General features: G+C 72.0%; 17 protein-coding genes. 5 read left to right on the top strand and 12 right to left on the bottom strand.

What is annotated here, in order from left to right:
- Positions 1-101 precede the first annotated feature (101 nt).
- The 3 genes from CcI156_RS15940 to CcI156_RS15930 all read right to left on the bottom strand — a co-directional run bounded on the left by CcI156_RS15940 (position 102) and on the right by CcI156_RS15930 (position 3,092).
- A complete protein-coding gene (locus tag CcI156_RS15940) occupies positions 102-632 on the bottom strand; it encodes a polyadenylate-specific 3'-exoribonuclease AS (RefSeq protein ID WP_011437471.1) in 531 nt (176 codons plus the stop codon).
- A gap of 4 nt (positions 633-636) precedes the next feature.
- Entirely contained in the window at positions 637-1,902 is a 1,266-nt protein-coding gene (locus tag CcI156_RS15935; protein WP_108913565.1) for a hypothetical protein, read from the bottom strand.
- 308 nt (positions 1,903-2,210) lie between these two features.
- On the bottom strand, positions 2,211-3,092 hold the full coding sequence (locus tag CcI156_RS15930) for a 1-acyl-sn-glycerol-3-phosphate acyltransferase (protein WP_011437473.1): 882 nt from the start codon (positions 3,090-3,092) through the stop codon (positions 2,211-2,213).
- Between the two features lie 614 nt (positions 3,093-3,706).
- On the opposite strand from CcI156_RS15930, the gene CcI156_RS15925 reads away from it, so the two are divergent.
- From CcI156_RS15925 to CcI156_RS15915, 3 genes are read left to right on the top strand one after another with little or no spacing between them, the layout of a single operon-like run.
- Positions 3,707-4,504 (top strand): carboxylesterase, encoded by a 798-nt coding sequence (locus CcI156_RS15925; RefSeq protein ID WP_076806544.1) that lies wholly within the window; start codon positions 3,707-3,709, stop codon positions 4,502-4,504.
- On the top strand, positions 4,497-5,363 hold the full coding sequence (locus CcI156_RS24990) for a hypothetical protein (RefSeq protein ID WP_011437475.1): 867 nt from the start codon (positions 4,497-4,499) through the stop codon (positions 5,361-5,363). Before CcI156_RS15925 ends, CcI156_RS24990 begins: the two co-directional genes overlap by 8 nt.
- Positions 5,364-5,413: 50 nt before the next feature.
- Positions 5,414-6,658, top strand: a complete 1,245-nt coding sequence (locus CcI156_RS15915; protein WP_076806542.1) for a hypothetical protein — start codon at positions 5,414-5,416, stop codon at positions 6,656-6,658.
- Between the two features lie 100 nt (positions 6,659-6,758).
- Here the strand turns inward: CcI156_RS15915 and CcI156_RS15910 are convergent, their stop codons facing one another.
- From CcI156_RS15910 to CcI156_RS15890, 5 genes are all read right to left on the bottom strand, one after another.
- Positions 6,759-7,817, bottom strand: a complete 1,059-nt coding sequence (locus tag CcI156_RS15910) for an ROK family glucokinase (RefSeq protein ID WP_083718587.1) — start codon at positions 7,815-7,817, stop codon at positions 6,759-6,761.
- Positions 7,814-8,389 (bottom strand): hypothetical protein, encoded by a 576-nt coding sequence (locus CcI156_RS15905; RefSeq protein ID WP_011437478.1) that lies wholly within the window; start codon positions 8,387-8,389, stop codon positions 7,814-7,816. Before CcI156_RS15905 ends, CcI156_RS15910 begins: the two co-directional genes overlap by 4 nt.
- Positions 8,386-9,600 (bottom strand): ArsA family ATPase, encoded by a 1,215-nt coding sequence (locus CcI156_RS15900; RefSeq protein ID WP_011437479.1) that lies wholly within the window; start codon positions 9,598-9,600, stop codon positions 8,386-8,388. Before CcI156_RS15900 ends, CcI156_RS15905 begins: the two co-directional genes overlap by 4 nt.
- 6 nt (positions 9,601-9,606) lie before the next feature.
- On the bottom strand, positions 9,607-10,041 hold the full coding sequence (locus tag CcI156_RS15895) for an SRPBCC family protein (protein WP_011437480.1): 435 nt from the start codon (positions 10,039-10,041) through the stop codon (positions 9,607-9,609).
- Between the two features lie 152 nt (positions 10,042-10,193).
- The gene (locus CcI156_RS15890) at positions 10,194-10,961 is read right to left on the bottom strand and encodes a metallophosphoesterase (RefSeq protein ID WP_076806539.1); all 768 of its coding nucleotides are present in this window, start codon (positions 10,959-10,961) and stop codon (positions 10,194-10,196) included.
- 308 nt (positions 10,962-11,269) lie between these two features.
- Here CcI156_RS15890 and CcI156_RS15885 point away from each other — a divergent pair, with 308 nt between their 5' ends.
- Entirely contained in the window at positions 11,270-13,069 is a 1,800-nt protein-coding gene (locus CcI156_RS15885; protein ID WP_076806537.1) for a long-chain fatty acid--CoA ligase, read from the top strand.
- On the opposite strand, the gene CcI156_RS15880 is transcribed toward CcI156_RS15885, so the two are convergent.
- The 3 genes from CcI156_RS15880 to CcI156_RS15870 all read right to left on the bottom strand — a co-directional run bounded on the left by CcI156_RS15880 (position 13,066) and on the right by CcI156_RS15870 (position 15,972).
- Entirely contained in the window at positions 13,066-14,196 is a 1,131-nt protein-coding gene (locus tag CcI156_RS15880; protein WP_035731677.1) for a glycosyltransferase family 4 protein, read from the bottom strand. The two genes, CcI156_RS15885 and CcI156_RS15880, sit on opposite strands and share 4 nt — an antisense overlap.
- Positions 14,197-14,277: 81 nt before the next feature.
- Positions 14,278-14,511, bottom strand: coding sequence for a hypothetical protein (locus tag CcI156_RS15875; protein WP_011437484.1), 234 nt, complete (start codon positions 14,509-14,511; stop codon positions 14,278-14,280).
- A gap of 150 nt (positions 14,512-14,661) precedes the next feature.
- Positions 14,662-15,972 (bottom strand): NYN domain-containing protein, encoded by a 1,311-nt coding sequence (locus CcI156_RS15870; RefSeq protein ID WP_076806535.1) that lies wholly within the window; start codon positions 15,970-15,972, stop codon positions 14,662-14,664.
- Positions 15,973-16,297: 325 nt separating this feature from the next.
- Here CcI156_RS15870 and CcI156_RS15865 point away from each other — a divergent pair, with 325 nt between their 5' ends.
- A complete protein-coding gene (locus CcI156_RS15865; RefSeq protein WP_023841259.1) occupies positions 16,298-17,575 on the top strand; it encodes a DUF4352 domain-containing protein in 1,278 nt (425 codons plus the stop codon).
- 78 nt (positions 17,576-17,653) lie between these two features.
- Here the strand turns inward: CcI156_RS15865 and CcI156_RS15860 are convergent, their stop codons facing one another.
- Positions 17,654-18,049 carry an HIT family protein gene (locus tag CcI156_RS15860; RefSeq protein ID WP_011437487.1) on the bottom strand — a complete coding sequence of 132 codons (396 nt, stop codon included), beginning with the start codon at positions 18,047-18,049 and terminating at the stop codon, positions 17,654-17,656.
- Between the last annotated feature and the right edge of the window lie 95 nt (positions 18,050-18,144).

Genomic DNA, 18,144 nt, shown 5'->3' with positions numbered 1-18,144 from the left:
CGCTTTCTCCGGCGGCAGCGTAGCGGGAGAGCCACACTTCAGGACAACAGCGCGGTCACGTGGCGTGGCAATGACGAGGCCGCCACGGCCACGTCATCGACTCATCGGGATGGGTTCGACACGGCGGCGACCTGGGCGCGCAGCGGGGCGAGAACCCGCCACCGGGCGAGGTTGTGCAAGGCGTCGGCGAGCGCATCGTGGGCGTTGGGCGGCGGTGCGGGAAGAACCGGCCGGCCCACTTCCTCCCACAGCTGACGCAGGTCCCGGGTGAAGCGGGGCAGCTGGGCGGGCAGGGCGGTCATCGTGCCGAAGAGCTGGCAGAGCACCACGTGGTCATAGGCCCCGTACCAGGCCCACAGCTCGGGGGCACCGCCCGCGGTCAACAGCGCGGCGACCTCGTCGCGGATTCGGGCCCGCGGCTTCCACGCCTCGTCCGATGGCGACGGCAGCTGGTCGAGGACGTTGCGACGGACCCAGGGCACAGCCCACGACGGGTCGAACTCGGTCGACACGGCATAGTACCGCTGTGTGCCGTCCTCGCTGACGATTCCGACGCTGACCAGATCGAGCCAGTGATGACCGGTGTCGGCGCGTTCGATGAACTCGGTGTCGTAAAAGAAGCGGGTTCCCACCGGCTCAGTCTCCTCCGGCCGAGGTGTCCGCCATGGTCGGCCGCTCGACCGCGGACCACCCCGGGCCGGGGCCCGAGCGCCGGCGCCACGGGCGCAGCAAGGCCCCGAGCAGCAGCGCCGCCAAGGCGGCACCGACCAACGGCAGCAGCCACAGCAGCGGCCCGGAGTACTCCTCCGTGGCGTCATCCCCGGACGCCGCCACCCGCGGACCGTCCGGTCCCGGCGACCGCCCTCCCGCCGGGACGATCGCCGGCGTCGCGCGGCAGCCGGCCGAACCCGCGACGGACGGCGGAGTCACCGCGGGACCGGTCGCCGGAGAGACCCGGACCTCGACCCGGGCGGCGCCGGGATCACTGACGAGGCAGAGCAGACCCGCCCCGGGCGCGGACGTCACCCGCGCCCCGGTGACCTGCACCTGGTAGCCCGTCGGATAGGACCAGGCCGGCACGCTGATCGCGGTCGCCGTGCCGGCAGCGAGGGGCGGCCCGGCCGACGGCGCGGTCCGATAGGCCACCGTCAGCACCCGCGACGCGTCGAAGCGCAACACCTCCGGTACCCCGGCGATGGCCACGGGGTAGGGGCGGACGATGTCCGCGGGCGGGGCGGGCGCCCGGCGTTCGGCGCCGCCGAGCCCGACGGGCGCGGCGGTGCCCACCGTGCCCCCGGTCGGGCTCGGGACGTCGTAGAACCAGCTCAGGCCGAACGCGTCGGCGGAGGCGACGAGACCGCGGACACTGACCGCCGACCCGTCCTTCCAGCCGACCAGGTATCCGGTCGGATCATTGACCGCCACCGTCGATGCGGCGTCGAACGGGGCAGGCCGCTCCCGCCACAGCAGGTGCGCGCCGTCATGCGCGGCCACCGCCGCAACGAGACCCGCACCGCCGCCACCACCATCGGGCACCTCGTAGCCGAGCAGGCCCGGCACATCGCGGAACCGCGTCGCCAACCGTTCGAGCCCCGCGGCGAGGCCGGCGACGGAGGGCACGTAGCCCGCCGAGGAGGGCACGATCCGCAGCGTGACCCGCAACCCGCGGTCGGTGAACATGCGGGTGAGGGCGGCGGCCTGGTCGAGTCCGGGGTCGGCGGGCGTGGTCGCCGCGCCGGCACCGTCGAGGACCGGCCCACCGGAGGTCGCCGGGAAGCGGCCGCCGCTGGCCATCGGGACCGCCAGGCGCACCCCGGTAAATCCGAAGCCGACCCAGGTGTCGATGTCCCCGGCGGTGGGCGTCACCCCGGCCGGCACCGTGATTCCATGCAGGACGACCACCCGGCGATCACTGTCCRTAAGATACGTTCCCGAGCGACCGATCGTATCGGCCGGGGCAGCGCCCACGGACGGTCCAACGGGTCCAGCAGGTGCGGCGGGTCCAGCGGGGGAACCGGCCGCCGAGGCCCCGGGCACCGGGCCCGTTCCCGCGAGGCAGCCGACGATCAGGCCGAGCGCGACCAGAAGTGGACGCCGTCCCGGGAATCGCCGGGGATGTTCGAAGCCGCCGCGACGCCGACCGATCGCCGTCCAGCCAGGAACGCTGTCACCACACACCGGACCATCCTGCCGTGCCCACCGCAAACGGGTCAGACCGCCCGGTCGATCCGGTCTTTGGTGGCACGTGGGTTCGCCGGCGCCGTGACCGGCAGCCCGAGCTGATCCGGAGACCGAGCCGGCGTCGCCGCCCCAGGGGAACCCGGCGCTGTGCCGGTGGACGCCGGGGAGACCGATGCCGTGCCAGTAGACGCCGCGGCCGCCCCGGCAGCCGCCTGTGCCCGGGCGGCCGCGAGCTCCTCCTTGGCCCGCTTCGCGTACAGGTCCACGTACTCCTGGCCGGACAGGGCCATCAGCTCGTACATGATCTCGTCGGTGACCGAGCGCAGGACGAAACGATCATCTGCCATGGCCGCGTAGCGGCTGAAGTCGAGCGGGCGGCCGATGCGGATGCCGACCCGACGGATCTTCGGCACCAGCTGGCCCGGCGGCTGAACCTCGAAAGTCCCGATCATCGCCACGGGGATGACCGGGACCCCGGCCTCCAGCGCCAAGCGCGCGACACCGACCTTGCCGCGGTAGAGCCGGCCGTCCGGGGATCGGGTGCCCTCCGGATAGATCCCGAGCAGGCGGCCCTGGCGGAGCACCCGGACCCCCGAGCGCAACGCGCCCTCGCTCGCCTTGCCGCCGCTGCGATCGATCGGGATCTGGCCGACGCCGCTGAAGAACACCCGCTTGAACCACCCCTTGACGCCCGCCTCGGTGAAGTAGTCGCTCTTCGCCAGGTAGGTGACACGGCGGGGGACGACCAGCGACAGGAAGAGGTGGTCCAGGAAGGAGAGATGGTTGCCGGCGAGGATCGCGGGCCCCTCCAGGGGGATGTTCTCCGCCCCCTCGACCCAGGGACGCCAGAACAGTCGCAGGACAGGTGTCAGGAATACCTTGACCACCCAGTAGAACAAGACAGCTCCCACCTGGTCACCGCCGCACGACGACGGCCCGCCGGGGGCGCCCGTGGCCAGTCGCCCGTCTTCATCCGCCGACGCCGATCACACCTGGCCCGAACCTCCCACGAACCGACCGGCCGGTCGGGCACCGGGGCGCACGCCGCCGGTCCACGACCCGCGGCCTCGTCGGGGTCCGCCACGGAGACCCCGACGATCCTTGCGACCCCACCGCGCCGGGTCGCCCAGGGCCGGGTCGCCAGGATGATGGGCTTGTTCGAGCCTAAGGAGAGGTCATCACGACGTCCACCGAACGGGGTCTACCCCGCTCGGCGTGTCATTCTCCGGTGCCGGCCAGGAAACCTGACGGCGGGCCCCCAACCCCCCGCGGACCGCGCCTCGATCCCGATGTCCCGCGCGCGTGGCCACCCATCACCGATATCATCAGGCGGAGACTTTCCGTCCGGCGGCTTCTGCGCAGCGATGTTGCGCAGCGATGTTGCGCAGCGAGTGAGACACGCACGACCGTGGCCTCAGCCCGCGGACCGTGCGAGCATGCGTTTACCGGCGTTTTCCCTCCGCGCGTCGCCGGACCCGCATCGCGGCATACGGGCGGGCGCGCGAGGCACGAAGGGCGGATCACGATGGCGGGTGTCACCGGTGCGGCCGTCCTCCCGGGCGCGGAACCGTTCGAGTTCGAGGGTGGGTCGGTCGGCGTGCTGCTGGTCCACGGGTTCACCGGCTCCCCGGGCAGCATGCGGCCCTGGGGCGAGTACCTCTCCGCAGTCGGACTGACAGTCTCGTGCCCGCTGCTGCCCGGYCATGGCACCCGCTGGCAGGACATGGTGCCCACTACCTGGCCGGACTGGTACGCTACGGCGGAGACCGCGTTTCTGCGGCTGCGGACCACCTGCGAGCAGGTCTTCGTCATGGGGCTGTCGATGGGCGGGACCCTGGCCCTGCGGCTGGCCGAGCAGCACGGCGGGGACCTCGCCGGCCTCGTCACGGTGAATCCCAGCCTCACCACCGACCGGTGGCACGCGGCGTTCGCCCCGCTGCTGAGCCGGGTGATCCCCGCCGTGCCTGGCGTGGCTGGCGACRTGAAGGCCGAGGGCGTGCCCGAGGTCGGTTACGACCGGGTACCCCTGCGCCCGTTCGCGTCGCTGCGCCAACTGTGGGCGGTGACCCGGCCGGAGCTCGGTCGGATCGTCTGTCCGGTCCTCACCTACCGCAGCGTCGTCGACCATGTGGTGGAAGCCAGCTCCGGCGCGATTCTGCTGGCCGGGCTGCGCGCCCCGGCCGAAGAACGACTGTTGGAGAACAGTTACCACGTCGCGACGCTCGACAACGACCGAGAAACGATCTTCGACGGAAGTCTGGAATTCGTCCGGCGGCACGCGCCACGCGCGCTCGTGCCCGACGCGCCCTGCGGCGATGACTGAGCGGTCACCGGGTTCAGGACCCGGCGAGCACCGGCCCTCGCCGGCGGACGGCGCCGCGCCCGAGGGGGCTCCCCTCGGCGGGCCGGGCGGCGCCCCCGCCGGTGGCGGTGGCACCTCCGCGAACCGCGAGGAGCCGACCGGCGGCGGATCCACGCCCGGTGCCGCGCCCACGGCCGGCCGGGGTGGCGGCGGTCTCGACGGCGACAGCGACGGATCCGCGACAACCGCGGGGGGCGACGCACCGCGGCCCTCCCCGCGCTCCCAGAAAGCCGACGACGCCGCGTTCTTCGAACTCATCGCGCGCTTCGACGAGGAGCCCGAATCCCACCGGTGGCCGGCTGCGGAGGATCTGGACGACACCCGCCGCCCCACTGTGATCATCCTACGTCCGCCGTTCGAGCCGGCTGCTCCGCCCGTGTCGGAGGACCGGACCGAACCCGGGCTCGACCAGTTGCCGTTCCCGTCCGCGGGCGGCGAGGGCGGCCGACGGGGACGCGGCGGCACCGAGGACCTCGTCGTCGACCTCGGCGATCTGCCGGGTTCCGGCCAGCTCCCGGAGGGTCTGGACGACCCGGATCTGGATCCGGATCCGGATCTGGACCCGGACGGCGAGCACTACGAGCCGCCACCCCCGCCACCGCTGCCACGGATCAGGCCCGTGACACGCTGGGCGCTCGGTTCGATCGCCCTCGGTGTGATGTTCCTCGTCGTTCCGGACCTGATCGACTTCAACCAGTCCCGAACCCAGAACGTCGCCGGGGTTCTGCTGATCCTCGGCGGGGTCGGCACGCTGGTCGCGCGGATGGGAGACCGTCCGCCCACGGACTTCGACGGCCCCGACGACGGCGCGGTGGTCTGAGCGCGGCGTGGCAGCCGTCGTACCGGCACCGAGATGGAAGGGCGTGGGGCGTGCAATATCACGAAAAGGTCGAAGTCCACGGACATCTCATGGATACGGGCGTGCTGGCCCGGGTTCTCGATGACGTGCTGGACTATGGCGGTGACTATCGGGTCGTTCGTATCGACCTGGGGYGCAGCCACGATGACGAGTCCCACGCGGTCATCACGGTGGGGGCCGACTCACCGAGTCAGCTCATGCGCATTCTGATGYGGATCCAGGTCCAYGGCGTGAACAAGATCGAGTCTGGCACGGCCCGGTGYGAGCCGGCCGACCGCGACGGCGTCTTCCCCCCGGACTTCTACTCCACCACCAATCTGGAGACCGTCGTCCACCTCGACGGCCAGTGGGTGCCGGTGGAGCATCCCGAGATGGACTGCGGCCTGGTGGTCTCGCACGGCCGGGTGCGAACGGTACCGGTCACCGACGTGCGCGCGGGAGACATGATCGTGTGCGGCGTGGACGGGGTGAAGGTCGTCCTGCCGGTCACCRCCCATTCCAGCCGGATCTACGAGGAGTACGAATCCCTGGCCGCCCCGCTGCCGAGCTCCACCCAGCCGCAGGCGGTCCTGGTCCGGGCGATCGCCCGCCAGATCCGCGAGGTGAAGGCCGAGGGCTCGCAGGTGCTCTGGGTGGCGGGTCAGGCGGTGGTGAGCACCGGAGCCGGGCCGGCGYTGGTCGCCCTCGTCGGGGCTGGCTATGTCGACGTGCTGTTCGCCGGCAACGCGCTGGCGACACTCGACGTGGAGGCTGCCCTCTACGGATCGCCGCTGGGGCTCGGGCCGCTGCGCAGCGGCCGGGTGCAGCGCGGCAGCGAGCAGCACATCCGCGCGGTCAACACGATCCGCCGGGAGGGATCCATCCGGGCCGCCGTGGAGTCCGGCGTGCTCACCCAGGGGATCATGCACGCGATGGTCAAGGCCAACAAGACCTTCGTGCTCGTCGGATCGGTCCGCGACGAAGGCCCGCTGCCCGACGTCCACACCGACGTCCTGGCAGGCCAGCGGGCGATGCGCGCCGCGCTACGGGGGGTGGCGTTCGCCCTCATGATCGCCAGCGCCCAGCACTCCGTGGCCACCGGCAACATCCTGCCGGCCTCGGTCCCGGTGGCCTGCGTGGACGTCAACCCCTCGACGGTGCACGCCCTCATCGAACGCACCAGCGCGCACGCGGTCGGCGTCGTCGCCGACACCGGGCTGTTCCTCGAGGAGCTCGCCGCCGAACTGGTACCCGACTACCGGGCCTCCCCCGCGTAGCGGCTTCGCCGCGACGCGGGGACCCCTGTCACAGGGCGCCGTACGGGGTCTCCGCCGAATCGCCTTCGGCGACCCTCCTGGGATCGCCGTGGGGGTCGGGTCAGAACCGGGCGAGGTCGGCCGCGCCTACGAGGCCCGCTTGGGATCCGAGCTCGGCGATGACGATGTCCGGCTCGGAACGGTAATCCCGCCCGGGCATAGCGGCCAGGAGGCTCTGCCGGGCCGGGCCGAGCAGCAGCTCGCCGGCGTCGGAGACGCCGCCGCCGATGACGAAGCGGTTCGGGTCGAGCGCGGCGACCAGYGTCGCCATGCCCTCGCCGAGCCAGTGGCCGATCTCGGTGAAGCACCTGATCGCCGCCGGGTCCCCCTTGCGCGCCGCCTCGGTGACGTCCGGGCCGGTCAGCGCGTCGACGCCACCGCCGCAATGCTCCAGCATGGGCACGGCCGCACTCGGATCCACGGTGGCGATGTTCTTCGCCAGCCGGACCAGCGCTCGCCCGCTCGCATACTGTTCCCAACACCCTCTGTTACCACAACCGCACGGATACCCGTCGGGTACCACCCGCATGTGACCCATCTCGGCGCCGATACCGGACGCGCCCCGGTAGAGCTCACCGCCCAGGACGATGCCGCTGCCGATGCCGGTTCCCACCGTCAGGCAGACGAGGTCACGCCGGCCACGGCCGGCCCCGAAACGGTACTCCGCCCAGGCCATCGCGTTGGCGTCGTTCTCCACGACGACGGGCAGGCCGATGCGCCCCCCGACCTCGTCGCGCAGGGGTTCGTCGCGCCAGGCGAGGTTCGGTGCGAACAGGACGCGGGRCCGGTCCGAGTCGACCCACCCGGCCGCGCCGATGCCGACCGCGCGCACGGCGTGGTCGGCACTGAGCTCCGCGACGACGCTGGCGATGGTGTCCGCGACCTCGGCGGCCGAATGGCCCGGGGTGGGCCGACGCAGGGAAGTGATGATCGTCCCCGCACCGTCCACGACGCCGGCGGCGACCTTCGTCCCGCCAACGTCGATGCCGATCGTCAGGCCCTCCATCCGGTTCTCCGCCGGCAACGGGCCGGGGGCCGCGCCGGCACGCTCGGCGCGCGGAACCGTCAAGCTGCCCGGAATATCCAGGTTCTTCGAACTATCAGGAGTAGCGATGCTCACGTGATATCGATCCTCTGCACGCGGGGTCTAAGCGCGGTGGCTGGTTGGGTGCCGGTGGTGTCCCCCGGCCATGGATGATCTCCGGATGCGGGGCGCGCCGTCTCGCGCCGTCGCGGCGTGGCGGGCCCGGGAGCGCCCTCCCCACCGGCACCGAGGGCGGCGCGGAACGCCGCGGTCAGGGATCCGGCCGCCGCGAGGAGATGGCCAACCACCTCGGGGCGGTCGCCAGCGAGGCTCGACAGGAGCCGGCACAGTGGGCACACGGCGCAGGGCCAGGTGTGATCCGCGGGTCCCGGCGCCGGATCCGCCTGGGGATCGGGCATCGCCGCCGCATCGTCGGCAGCGGGTCCCGCCGCCGACGATGCGGCGGGACCGGGATGCCCGGCGGGACCGGGGGGCAGATGCGAGGCGGCCCAGTCCCGCAGGGCGTCAGCGAGCAGGGCGGCTTCGACCGCGAGCGACCCGCGGCCGGGCAACGCGGACGGGTCGGGGGGAGGCGTGCCGGGGGGAGGCGTGGTGAAGTCGGGCCCAGCGCCGGCGGGCCGGCCCGGGGTGGACCGCTGCGTGGTCATACCCGCACCCACTGCCGCGGGTCCGGAACGAACGAGACGACCAGCCGGTCGTCACGCAGCCGGGCGGTGCTCACGTCGCAGCGACGCAACGCCGCGGGCAGCGGAACAGCCCGCCGGTACGACCCCACGGTCACCACCAGGTCATCACCCAGCCGGGCCAGATCGATCTGGGAACTGTCGACGAACGGCAGGCCGAAGGACAGCGCGAACCCGTCCTCGGTGCGTTCCACCCGCGGCTGGCCGCTCGGGCCGATGAGCGGCTCCCCGAGAACACTCCCCGGATCGAGCTCACCGTAGGTCGCCGCGCCGAAAGCGGCCAGCTCCTCCAGGCCGATCGGTTCGCCCGCCCGGTAGCCGACCGGGAGGACCGGGGTGGGCATGAAGGCCGCGGTGATGTCGGCGAGCTGCTCGCGGTGAACGGCGGCCCACCCCGCCCGCCAGGCGTCCGCGTTCGCCGGCGGAAAGATCCGGTTGACGACGACGCCGTCCAGAGTGAACCCGTGCAGCGACAGCGCCGTAAAGCTGCCGCGGGCCGCGGCGAGCGCCGAGCTCTCGGGGGTCGCCACCAGCCGGACGCTGGTGGTGGCGTGGTCGGTGAGGATCGCGCGCAGGTCGACCGCCGCCCGGTGCAGGCGGGAGACGGTGTCGTAGGCGGGGGCCGCCAGCGCGCTCCACCGCCCGCCGAGCGCCGCCGCCCAGCCGAAACCGGGTCGCAGCCAGCGCGCGAAGGCACCGTCGGGCGGCAGCAGCCGGCGGCAGTACCACGACAGCGTCTCGGGAAAGGCCAGCAGCCGCACCAGCGCCGCCGCCGGGCCTCCGTCGACCACCACCAGGTCGTAGTTCTCGCTGGTGAGACCGTCGCGCAGTTCGAGCAGCGTCAGGGTCTCGACGGCCCCCGGCAGGAAGGCCAACTCCTCCAGGTCGAACGGATCGACGTTGATGGCCGGCCAGGTGCCCGCCAGCACCTCGCGTACGGCCGGCCACCGGGTCTCGACCGCGCGGCGCAGGTCGACCTGCTGGCCGTGCAACCCCGGTTCAAGCTCGGTCGGCTCGGCGCCGATCGGGTGGTCGAGCGCGCCGGCGAGCCCCGCGGCCGGGTCGACCGACAGCACGAGGGTCCGGTGACCCCGTTGGGCGGCGAGGATCGCGGTCGCCGCCGCCACCGTGGTGGTACCGCCGCCGCCCTTCCCCGTGAAGAGCACACACCGCACGTGCGCTCAGCTCTCGACGTACTTCTTGAGGTCCTTGAGAGCGGCCTCCACGATGCCGCTCTGCACCTTCCGCCGGAGCAGACCAGGAATCTTGATCTTCGTCTCGGCGGTGAGGTCGTAGGTCACCTCGGTGCTACCGTCACCCAGGTCGCGCAGGGTGTAGCTGCCGTCCTGCGATGACATCGCCTGGCCCTCGACCATGCTCCAGACGACCTGATCATCGCCCTTCCAGGTGTACTCGTTGACGAACTCGTCCTTGATGACGACGGCGTTGATCCGAAACCGGGCGCGCCGGGGACGGCCGTCCGGGCCCACATCGAGGATCTCGGCCTCCTCGATCTGGCCGATCCAGGTCGGATACGCGGAGATGTCGGCGATCGCCCCCATCACCGCGGCGGGCCGGGCGTTGATGACGATCGTCGATCGGGCGTGGTCCGCCATGGCAGACAGCACCTCCACATTCTTCGAGCGCGGCTGAAGAGCACGGCGTCGCCGGCCCACCGGCAACCCGGATCTCTCCGGGGCCCGGGAACAATCCCCGACCGATCGCCTGAGGCTACCGGAACACCGAGCGCGCCCGGCCGAGCGRCCGGCTACCACTCAAGAACGAAGGGCGTCCCCCGAGCATGGAAATGTCCGACGTTCACGCAGCGTGTGCCGTCGATCTCCAGGCTGGCCGTCAACGGCTGGTGCACATGCCCGAAGAGCACGTAGCGCGGCCGGGTCGCGTGAATGGCTTCGAGGATCGCCACACTGCCGCGCTCGAAGCGGCGTGCCTCGATGTCGTAGACCAGCTCGGGGATGTGCGGGGGGATGTGGCAGCACAGGACGTCGACCTCGCCCACCGCGGCGACCTTGGCGGCGAAGGCGTCGTCGTCAATCTCGTAGGGGGTGCGCATCGGGGTCTGTAGCCCCCCGCCGACGAAGCCGAACCGCAACCCCCCGATCGTGGTGGTCTGCCCGTCCAGCAGGGTGACGCCGTCGCGCAGGTACTCGGGATACAGGTGCGGCAGATCGACGTTGCCGAAGGTCAGGTAGGTCGGGGTCGGGAACGCCGCGAACAGCGCCTCGTACTGACGGCGGATGGCCGCCTCCACGATCTGCGTACGGTCCCCGCCCAGGCTCGCCCACAGCGTCCGGGACCATTCCCGGGCCTCGTCGAACCGCTGGGCGTTACGCAACTCGATCATGCGACCCACGGCCTCGGCGCCGAACAGGTCGCCCATGATGCCCCGGCCGTGATCGTGGTAGTCGATGAAGAGGATGAGATCACCCAGACACACGAACGCGTYGGCCCCCTCGCCCGCCGCCGCCAGCGCATCCGCCCGCCCGTGCACGTCGCTGACCACGTGGACCCGCATGGCTGGAAGCTTAGGCGCCGACAGGGGTCCGTCGCCCCTACTCGAACGGTCCATCCGGCCGATGAGGGATGCCGTGCGGATCCCGGGCATATCTCAGGACGTATCCCCGGCGGTCGCGCTCACCGGCGACGATCACCGGCCGGACACCGTCGAAGGGAACCCTTTGCACCCCGCAAGGTCGCAAACCGCCTGCCCGGAGGCTAACGTCTGATGCCCTGGCCTGGCCTTCCGTTCTTCCGTTGTTCCGTGCTTCCGTTGTTCCGTGGCGTCGTCCTCCGGCGCGCACAAGCCATCTGGTAGGAGTAGCAGTGCGCGAGTACACCTCCCCGCCCCTGGTCACCATCGCCGACGATGCGACCCTGACGGACGCCGTGTTCCGCAACGCGGCGGCACATCCGGACAGTACGCTTATCCAACACAAGATCGACGACGAGTTCGTCGGCATGACCGTCCGCGAGTTCCACGATCACGTCGTGGCCACCGCCCGGGGCTTCATCGCCCGCGGGGTGCGGCCCGGGGACCGCGTCGGTCTGGCGAGCCGGACCCGGTTCGAGTGGACGATTGTCGACTACGCGGCGTGGCTGGCCGGAGCCGTCTGCGTGCCGATCTACGAGACCTCCAGCCCGGGCCAGATCGAGTGGATCCTGCGGGACGCCGGCGTCGAGGTTCTCGTGGTCGAAAACGACGAGCTCGCCGAGCGGGTCGCACAGATACGCGACGGCGTCCCCGCGCTGCGGGAGGTCCTCGTCATCGAGCACGGGGCGCTGGCCGGTCTCGCCGTGGACGGCGCAGGCATCGCGCCGGAGCGGCTGACGGCGGCCCGGGCGTCCGTCAACGCCGACAGCCTCGCGAYGATCATCTACACCTCGGGGACCACCGGCCAACCGAAGGGCTGCGAGATCACCCATCGCGCCCTGCTGTTCACCGCCGAGGCGGCCATCGCCACGCTGCCCGAGCTGTTCGCGCCCGGTGCGTCCACACTGCTGTTCCTCCCGCTGGCGCACGTTTTCGCCCGCATGCTCCAAGTGGGCGTGGTCCAGGGGGCGTTCACCCTCGCCTACACCCCGGACTCGCGGACCCTGCTGCCCGATCTCGCCAAGGTACGCCCGACCTTCCTGCTCTCCGTGCCCCGGGTGTTCGAGAAGGTGCACGCCGGGGCACGCCACAAGGCGCACGCCGAGGGCAGGGGTTGGATCTTCGACGCCGCCGAGAACACCGCGGTCGCCTACAGCCGGGCTCTCGACGGCGGCGGCCCCGGCCTGCTCCTGCGGCTGCGGCACCGGCTGTTCGCCGCGCTGGTCTACGGCAAGCTCCAGGCTGCGCTCGGTGGGCGGGCCCGCTACGCGGTCAGCGGCGGGGCGCCGCTGGGTGAACGCCTCGGCCACTTCTTCCGCGGGATCGGGTTCACGGTGCTCGAAGGCTACGGTCTGACCGAGACCAGCGCGCCGGCCGCGGCGAACCGGCCGGGCAACGTCCGCATGGGCACCGTCGGCCAGCCCTTTCCTGGCGTGACGATCGCCATCGCCGATGACGGGGAGATCCTCATCCGCGGTCCCCTGCTGTTCCGCGGCTACCGCAACAACGAGCTCGCGACGAAGGAGGCGCTCGACGCCGAGGGCTTCCTGCACACCGGCGACCTCGGCGACCTCGACGCCGACGGCTTCCTGCGGATCACCGGCCGCAAGAAGGAGCTGCTGGTCACCGCCGGTGGGAAGAACATCGCACCGGCGCCACTGGAGCACATCATCCAGTCCCATCCCCTGGTCAGCCAGGCGATGCTGATCGGGGACCGGCGGCCCTTCGTCGCCGCCCTCGTCACGCTCGATCCCGAGGCGTTCGACCGGTGGCGGTCCTCGGCGGRCAAGCCGGCCGGCGCGACGGTTGCCGACCTGATCGACGACGCCGGCCTGCGCACCGAGATCCAGAATGCGATCGACGCCGCGAACGCGACAGTGTCGCATGCCGAGAGCATCAAGAAGTTCGCGATCCTGCCGCAGGACTTCACGGTGGAGACCGGCGAGCTCACCCCGAGCCTGAAGGTGCGCCGCTCGCTGGTGCTCGACCGGTTCAGCCAGGCGGTGGAGGACATCTACGCTACCCCGCGCTAACCGTCCGGGCCGGCGAGCAGCGTGCGCAGGTCCTGCGCGAGGACGTCCCACCGCCAGCGCAGCTCGACCCACGCCCGCCCCGCGGCACCCATCGACGCCGCCCGGTCGGGGTCGGCAAGAAGATCACCGATGGTCGTCACGACCTGCGCCAGATCGGTACCGTCGATCACGATGCCGGTGTGCTGGTGCAGGACGGCGTCGGGGGAACCCCCACTGCGGCCGGCCACCACCGGCAGGCCGGTCGCCGACGCCTCGAGGAAGACGATGCCGAGCCCCTCGACCTCCAGGCCGGCGAGGCGGGAGCGGCAGGGCATCGCGAACACATCGCCCGCCGCATAGTGCGCCGGCAGTTCCTCCCACGGCACCGAACCAGTCATGATCACATGCTCGGCGACGTCGTTCTCCCGGGCGAGCCGTTCAAGGTCACCCCGCCGGGGACCGCCGCCGACGATCAGCAGCGCGGCGTCCGGTACGCGGCTCCGTACCATGGGCAGCGCCCTGATCAGCATGTCCTGGCCCTTGCGGGCGACCAGCCGGCTTACGCACACCACCACCCGGCGGCCCGTCAGCCCGTGGCGCCGGCGCATCTCCTCGCGCCCGTGACCGGGATGGAACAGCGAGGGGTCGACTCCGCTGGGCAGCCGGGCGAAGGTGGGATGGCCGCCGAAGGCGGGCCGGATCCGGGCCCGGGTGTAGTCGGTCAGATAGGTGATGACGTCGGCCGCGGTGCCGATGCTGTGCAACGCCTGACGCGCCCCCGGCAGCGCCGCCCAGCCGACCTCGTGACCATGGGTGCTCGCGACCATCCTGCGCATGGCCGTGTCGCGGCGCAGCCGGGCTCCAAGCAGCCCGAGCGGTGCCGCGGCGCCGAACCACATCGTGTCGCATCCCTCCGCCCGGGCGATCTCTCTGGCTCGGCGCAGGACGTCCGGTGTCGGCAGCATTAGCGACGTGGTGTGCCGCACGACCGGGAAGTTCTGTTCGGCGTCGAAGGCGGCGGCGTTCTTCCAGGCCGGGGCGTAGACGACGATCTCGCCCTCGGGCAGCCGCGAGGCGAAGTTGTGCACGTAGGCCTGGATCCCGCCGGGACGGGGCGGGAAATCGTTCGTGACGGCCAGCACGCGCATCCGCTCATATTCTCCCACGGTCCCACCGCGTTTTCCCACGGCCCCACCGACGCCCGCGCCGGAATCCCCCGGCCGGGCGGGCTAGCCGGCGCGGCGACGCCGCGGCGTCTGGTCCGGCCGCGGCGCCTGGTCCAGCAGGGCCGTCCGCACGTCGGCGAGCGGGGGCAGCAGACCGGCGTCGGCGAGCAACCGCAATGCCTCGAGCTCCTCGGCGTCCCAGCCGACGGGCGGGCCCGACGCCGGGAGCAGGACGGTCATCATGCAGCCGGCGCACCTGACACCACGGGCGGTGCAGGAGTCACAGTCGATCAGCATCGTGCGCACCTTCCGGATCCGAACCGGTGGAGGTCGGCGACGACAAACAATCCGAGCACCGATCTCCCGACTTCACCGACGGTAAGTCCAGGGTCCGACAATTCTCGGCGGACAAGTCCCGCCCGGCGAAAGTCCCGCCCGGCGGATCCCCTACCGGTCGAGGCGGGCCAGCAGAGCGGCCGAGGGCACCGCCCGGGCTCCGGCTGCGACGCAGTTCTCCGCGACCTCCCGGTCGGAGGTGATGACGAAGACCGGGCGGCCTTCCGGTTCCATCCGCGCCAGCCGGACGATCTCCTCGTCAGCGAGCTGCCCGGGCCGGCTGAACAGCACGCGCACCCCCCGAGGCATGGCGACACCCACCGGCCGGGCCACGACGGCGGTGGCGTCGAAGACGACCGTGACCTCGCTGTCGGGATTGCGGCCCGCGAGCGCACCGAGTCCGGACAGCAGCCGCTCACGCTGGGCCTGCAGGGTGAGGCGGCCGTAGCCCCGCTTGGTCACGTTGTACCCGTCGATGATCAGATGGACCCCGGGGACGGCCAACACCTCGTCGATCAGGGAGGGGTCGTCGTCCGGCCGCCCGCGGGCCCCGACGAACGCCTGCGGGCCGTTACTCGGACCGGCTCCGCCGCGAGCGATGAGATCCGCGGGCCTCGCGACCATCGTCGGGAGGTCGAGTTCGCGTCGCAGGCCGTGCGCCGAGGCGATCAGGGTGTCAAGTAGAACGCGCAACCGGGCGTCATCGACGCTGCGGGACTCGCGGCTGTCCCGGCGGGTGGAGGCGAGCGCGCTCTCCAGCTCCGCCACCCGGCCGCGCAGCCGCCGGGTCTCCGCCTCGGCATCCCGACTGGCGGCCAGGGCGGCGTTCCGGGCCGCCTCGGCCGCGGTCAGGGCCTCCCGCGTGGCCTGCTCGGCCTGCCGGATCCCGGCAGCGGACGAGCGCAGCCGCCGGCGAGCCTCGTCCGCCTCCGCCCGGGCCGCCTGCAGCTGCTCGCGCAGTTCCTCCTGCTCGGCCGCGGCGATGCGCTTGCTCGTCTCGAGTTGTTCGGTGAGCCGCAGTATCGTCCGCCCGGCCTCGTCAACCTGGCTGCGGGCCGCCGCCTCCGACGTGGACGCCGCGGCGACCTGGACCAGCTCCTGCCAGCCGGAGACCCGCAGCAGGTACGCGACCGCGGCGATCTTCTCGGGGGGCGCCGCGGGCGGCGGTCCGTMCGGCGAGCTGACGGCTTCGACAAGCTCGGGATGATGACGGTGGATCCACTCGGCGACCCGGCCGCGGAACACGTCACCGTCCACCGCCGCGGCCAGCGGGACGGCCCCCTGGCGGACACGGCGGGAGGGCTTGAAGCGGCGCACCGCGACCAGCGACGGCGGGACCTGCGACTCGGGAAGATCCGCCAGCGTCCGCTCGGCGAACTCGACGACATGCGCACGCACCGGCGCCGGAAGCGGCTCACGCATGCGGCGAACCCGAGGGTGGCGACGAAATGTCCGTCATCACGCGCACGACGGAAAAACTGGGCGGGCCGTATCTCCAACGGCTCGTCCAACCGGCCAGACAGCAAGGCACGCGGGACTCCGGAGCCGATGGGGAGAACGATGACAGTACAGCTTATCGGGAGAGCTCAGGGCACTCACAGCCGCTACCGGCCGGATCGGTACGTCGCGGCCTACGGCTGGGCGGTCATTGTCTTAGGTGAAAGTCGGCTTATGTAGCCTCGCGAGGCGCGCCCCTTATGCTCGATTTCTTCCGAACGCGGCCCTGGCTGCGCCTGAGAGGATCATCGTGACCGACCAGAACCCGCCTCACCAGCCCCCCAGCGGTGACGGGAGCCAGGAGGCGTGGAGGCAGCCGAGTGATCCCTGGCACCAGCCCGCGGACGCCGGCAGCACCCCCACCTCCGGTTCGTCCTCTACTCCCCCGGCGGCCCCGGTCCCATCGTGGGGAGCGCCCCAGCCCGGYCAGCCGAACCAGCCCGACTCGGAGGAGACACGCCTCGCCTGGCCAGGCACCGCCCCACAACCGGGTGGGCAGCAGTGGGGCGGGCAGCCCGGCGGCCCGCAGCACCCCGGCGCCCCACAGCACCCCGGCGCCCCACAGCACCCCGGCGCCCCACAGCACCCCGGCGCCCCACAGCACCCCGGCGCCGCGCCAGGGTGGGGACAGCCCGGCGAACGGCAGGGCTGGGGACAACCGGGCGGCTGGCAACAGCCGGACCATCCCCCGGCCGCGGCTGCCGGGCCCTACCAGGGTGGGAGTGCCCCATACCCGGGGACGGTCGGCTACCAGGGCGCTCCCGACGCCTACCAGAGCCCCCCGGGGGCTTACCACAACCTCCCGGGGGGCTACCCGCCGCCCGGCGGCTGGCAGCAGGGCAGCCCGCTGCCTCCGCCCCGGCAGCGGGCCAATCCGCTGTTCATCATCGTGCCCCTCGCCGTGGTCGCCGCCATCGTGCTCGGTGTCGTGATCGCCCTCGCGGTGCGCGGCGGTGACGGCACCGAGATCGCCTCCCCGCCGGCCCCGACGGTGACCGTGCCCGACCTCCCGAACACCACTGCGACCGCGACCGCGACCGCCCCGACCGCGACCGCCCCGAACGCGACCGCCCCGAACGGAGTGCCGAACTGCGTTCCGGTGACGCCACAGCACGCGCCGGCGGCCGGCACCGCGACGATCGGCGGGTCCGGCACCGCCGTCGGCCGGGCCACCTCCTCGGTCAGCGACTTCGAAGCCAGGGTCACCCTCAACAGCGTCTGCTCCACCACCGGCAAGGTGACCCAGTACGGCGACGCGCCCACCCAGGGGGCCTACTACGTCATTAACGTGACGGTCGAGGTGAGCCGCGGGTCGACGTCCGCCTCGCCGTCCGACTTCTACATCCAGACCTCCGACGGCACCCGGTACGACGGCAGCTACGAAAACGTCGCGCCACGGCTGTCGGTGTCGACTCTCAAGGCCGGGCAACGGGTCCGGGGCAACATCGTCATCGATGCGCCGCCCGGGCACGCCATCCTGAACTGGGAACCGCTGTTCGCCGTCGATCCGCCGAAGTTCCAGCTCTGACCGCCGCGCACCCCTACGAACCGCTGAAACCGCCAGAACCCCTGAAACCGCCAGAACCGCGCCAGACCGGTACCCGGCTCAGCCGAGGGCGGCGCGGATCCGCTCGGCCACGGCATCGAGCTCGGCCGAGTCGGGGTTGTGGTCGGCGAGCCTGAAGTCGATCTGCGTCTCGTCCTCGATCGGCAGGAGATGCACGTGGACGTGCGGGACCTCCAGCCCGGCGACGAGCGCGGCCACCCGCCGAGGTCGGAAGGCCGCGTCGATGGCGCGGCCCACCGTCGCCGCGGCGCTCCACAGCGCGGTCTGGAGGTCATCGGGTAGATCGATCCAGTGGTCGATCTCGGTGCGGGGAACAACCAGGGTGTGTCCCGGCCGGATCGGCGCGATCGTCAGGAACGCCACCACATGCTCGTCGGAGTAGACGATGCGACCGGGAAGCTCGCCGTTGATGATCCGGGTGAAGACGCTCGGCATGGGTGCGACCCTATCGACCGGGTCGTCCGGCACGTGACGACAGCACCCGATGGCCGATGGCCGTTCACCCGGCCGTCGAGCTGTCACGTTTTCCG

This window comes from Frankia sp. CcI156 (assembly GCF_001983015.1).
GTDB lineage: Bacteria > Actinomycetota > Actinomycetes > Frankiales > Frankiaceae > Frankia > Frankia casuarinae.
This window is presented reverse-complemented; position numbering and strand designations above follow the sequence as displayed.

What these genes read in the sequence shown, in the direction of transcription:
- CcI156_RS24990 (WP_011437475.1), top strand. Translation starts at nt 4,497, where the DNA reads ATGACTGAGCGGTCACCGGGTTCAGGACCCGGCGAGCACCGGCCCTCG.
- CcI156_RS15905 (WP_011437478.1), bottom strand. Translation starts at nt 8,389, where the DNA reads ATGACCACGCAGCGGTCCACCCCGGGCCGGCCCGCCGGCGCTGGGCCC.
- CcI156_RS15895 (WP_011437480.1), bottom strand. Translation starts at nt 10,041, where the DNA reads ATGGCGGACCACGCCCGATCGACGATCGTCATCAACGCCCGGCCCGCC.
- CcI156_RS15880 (WP_035731677.1), bottom strand. Translation starts at nt 14,196, where the DNA reads ATGCGCGTGCTGGCCGTCACGAACGATTTCCCGCCCCGTCCCGGCGGG.
- CcI156_RS15875 (WP_011437484.1), bottom strand. Translation starts at nt 14,511, where the DNA reads ATGCTGATCGACTGTGACTCCTGCACCGCCCGTGGTGTCAGGTGCGCC.
- CcI156_RS15860 (WP_011437487.1), bottom strand. Translation starts at nt 18,049, where the DNA reads ATGCCGAGCGTCTTCACCCGGATCATCAACGGCGAGCTTCCCGGTCGC.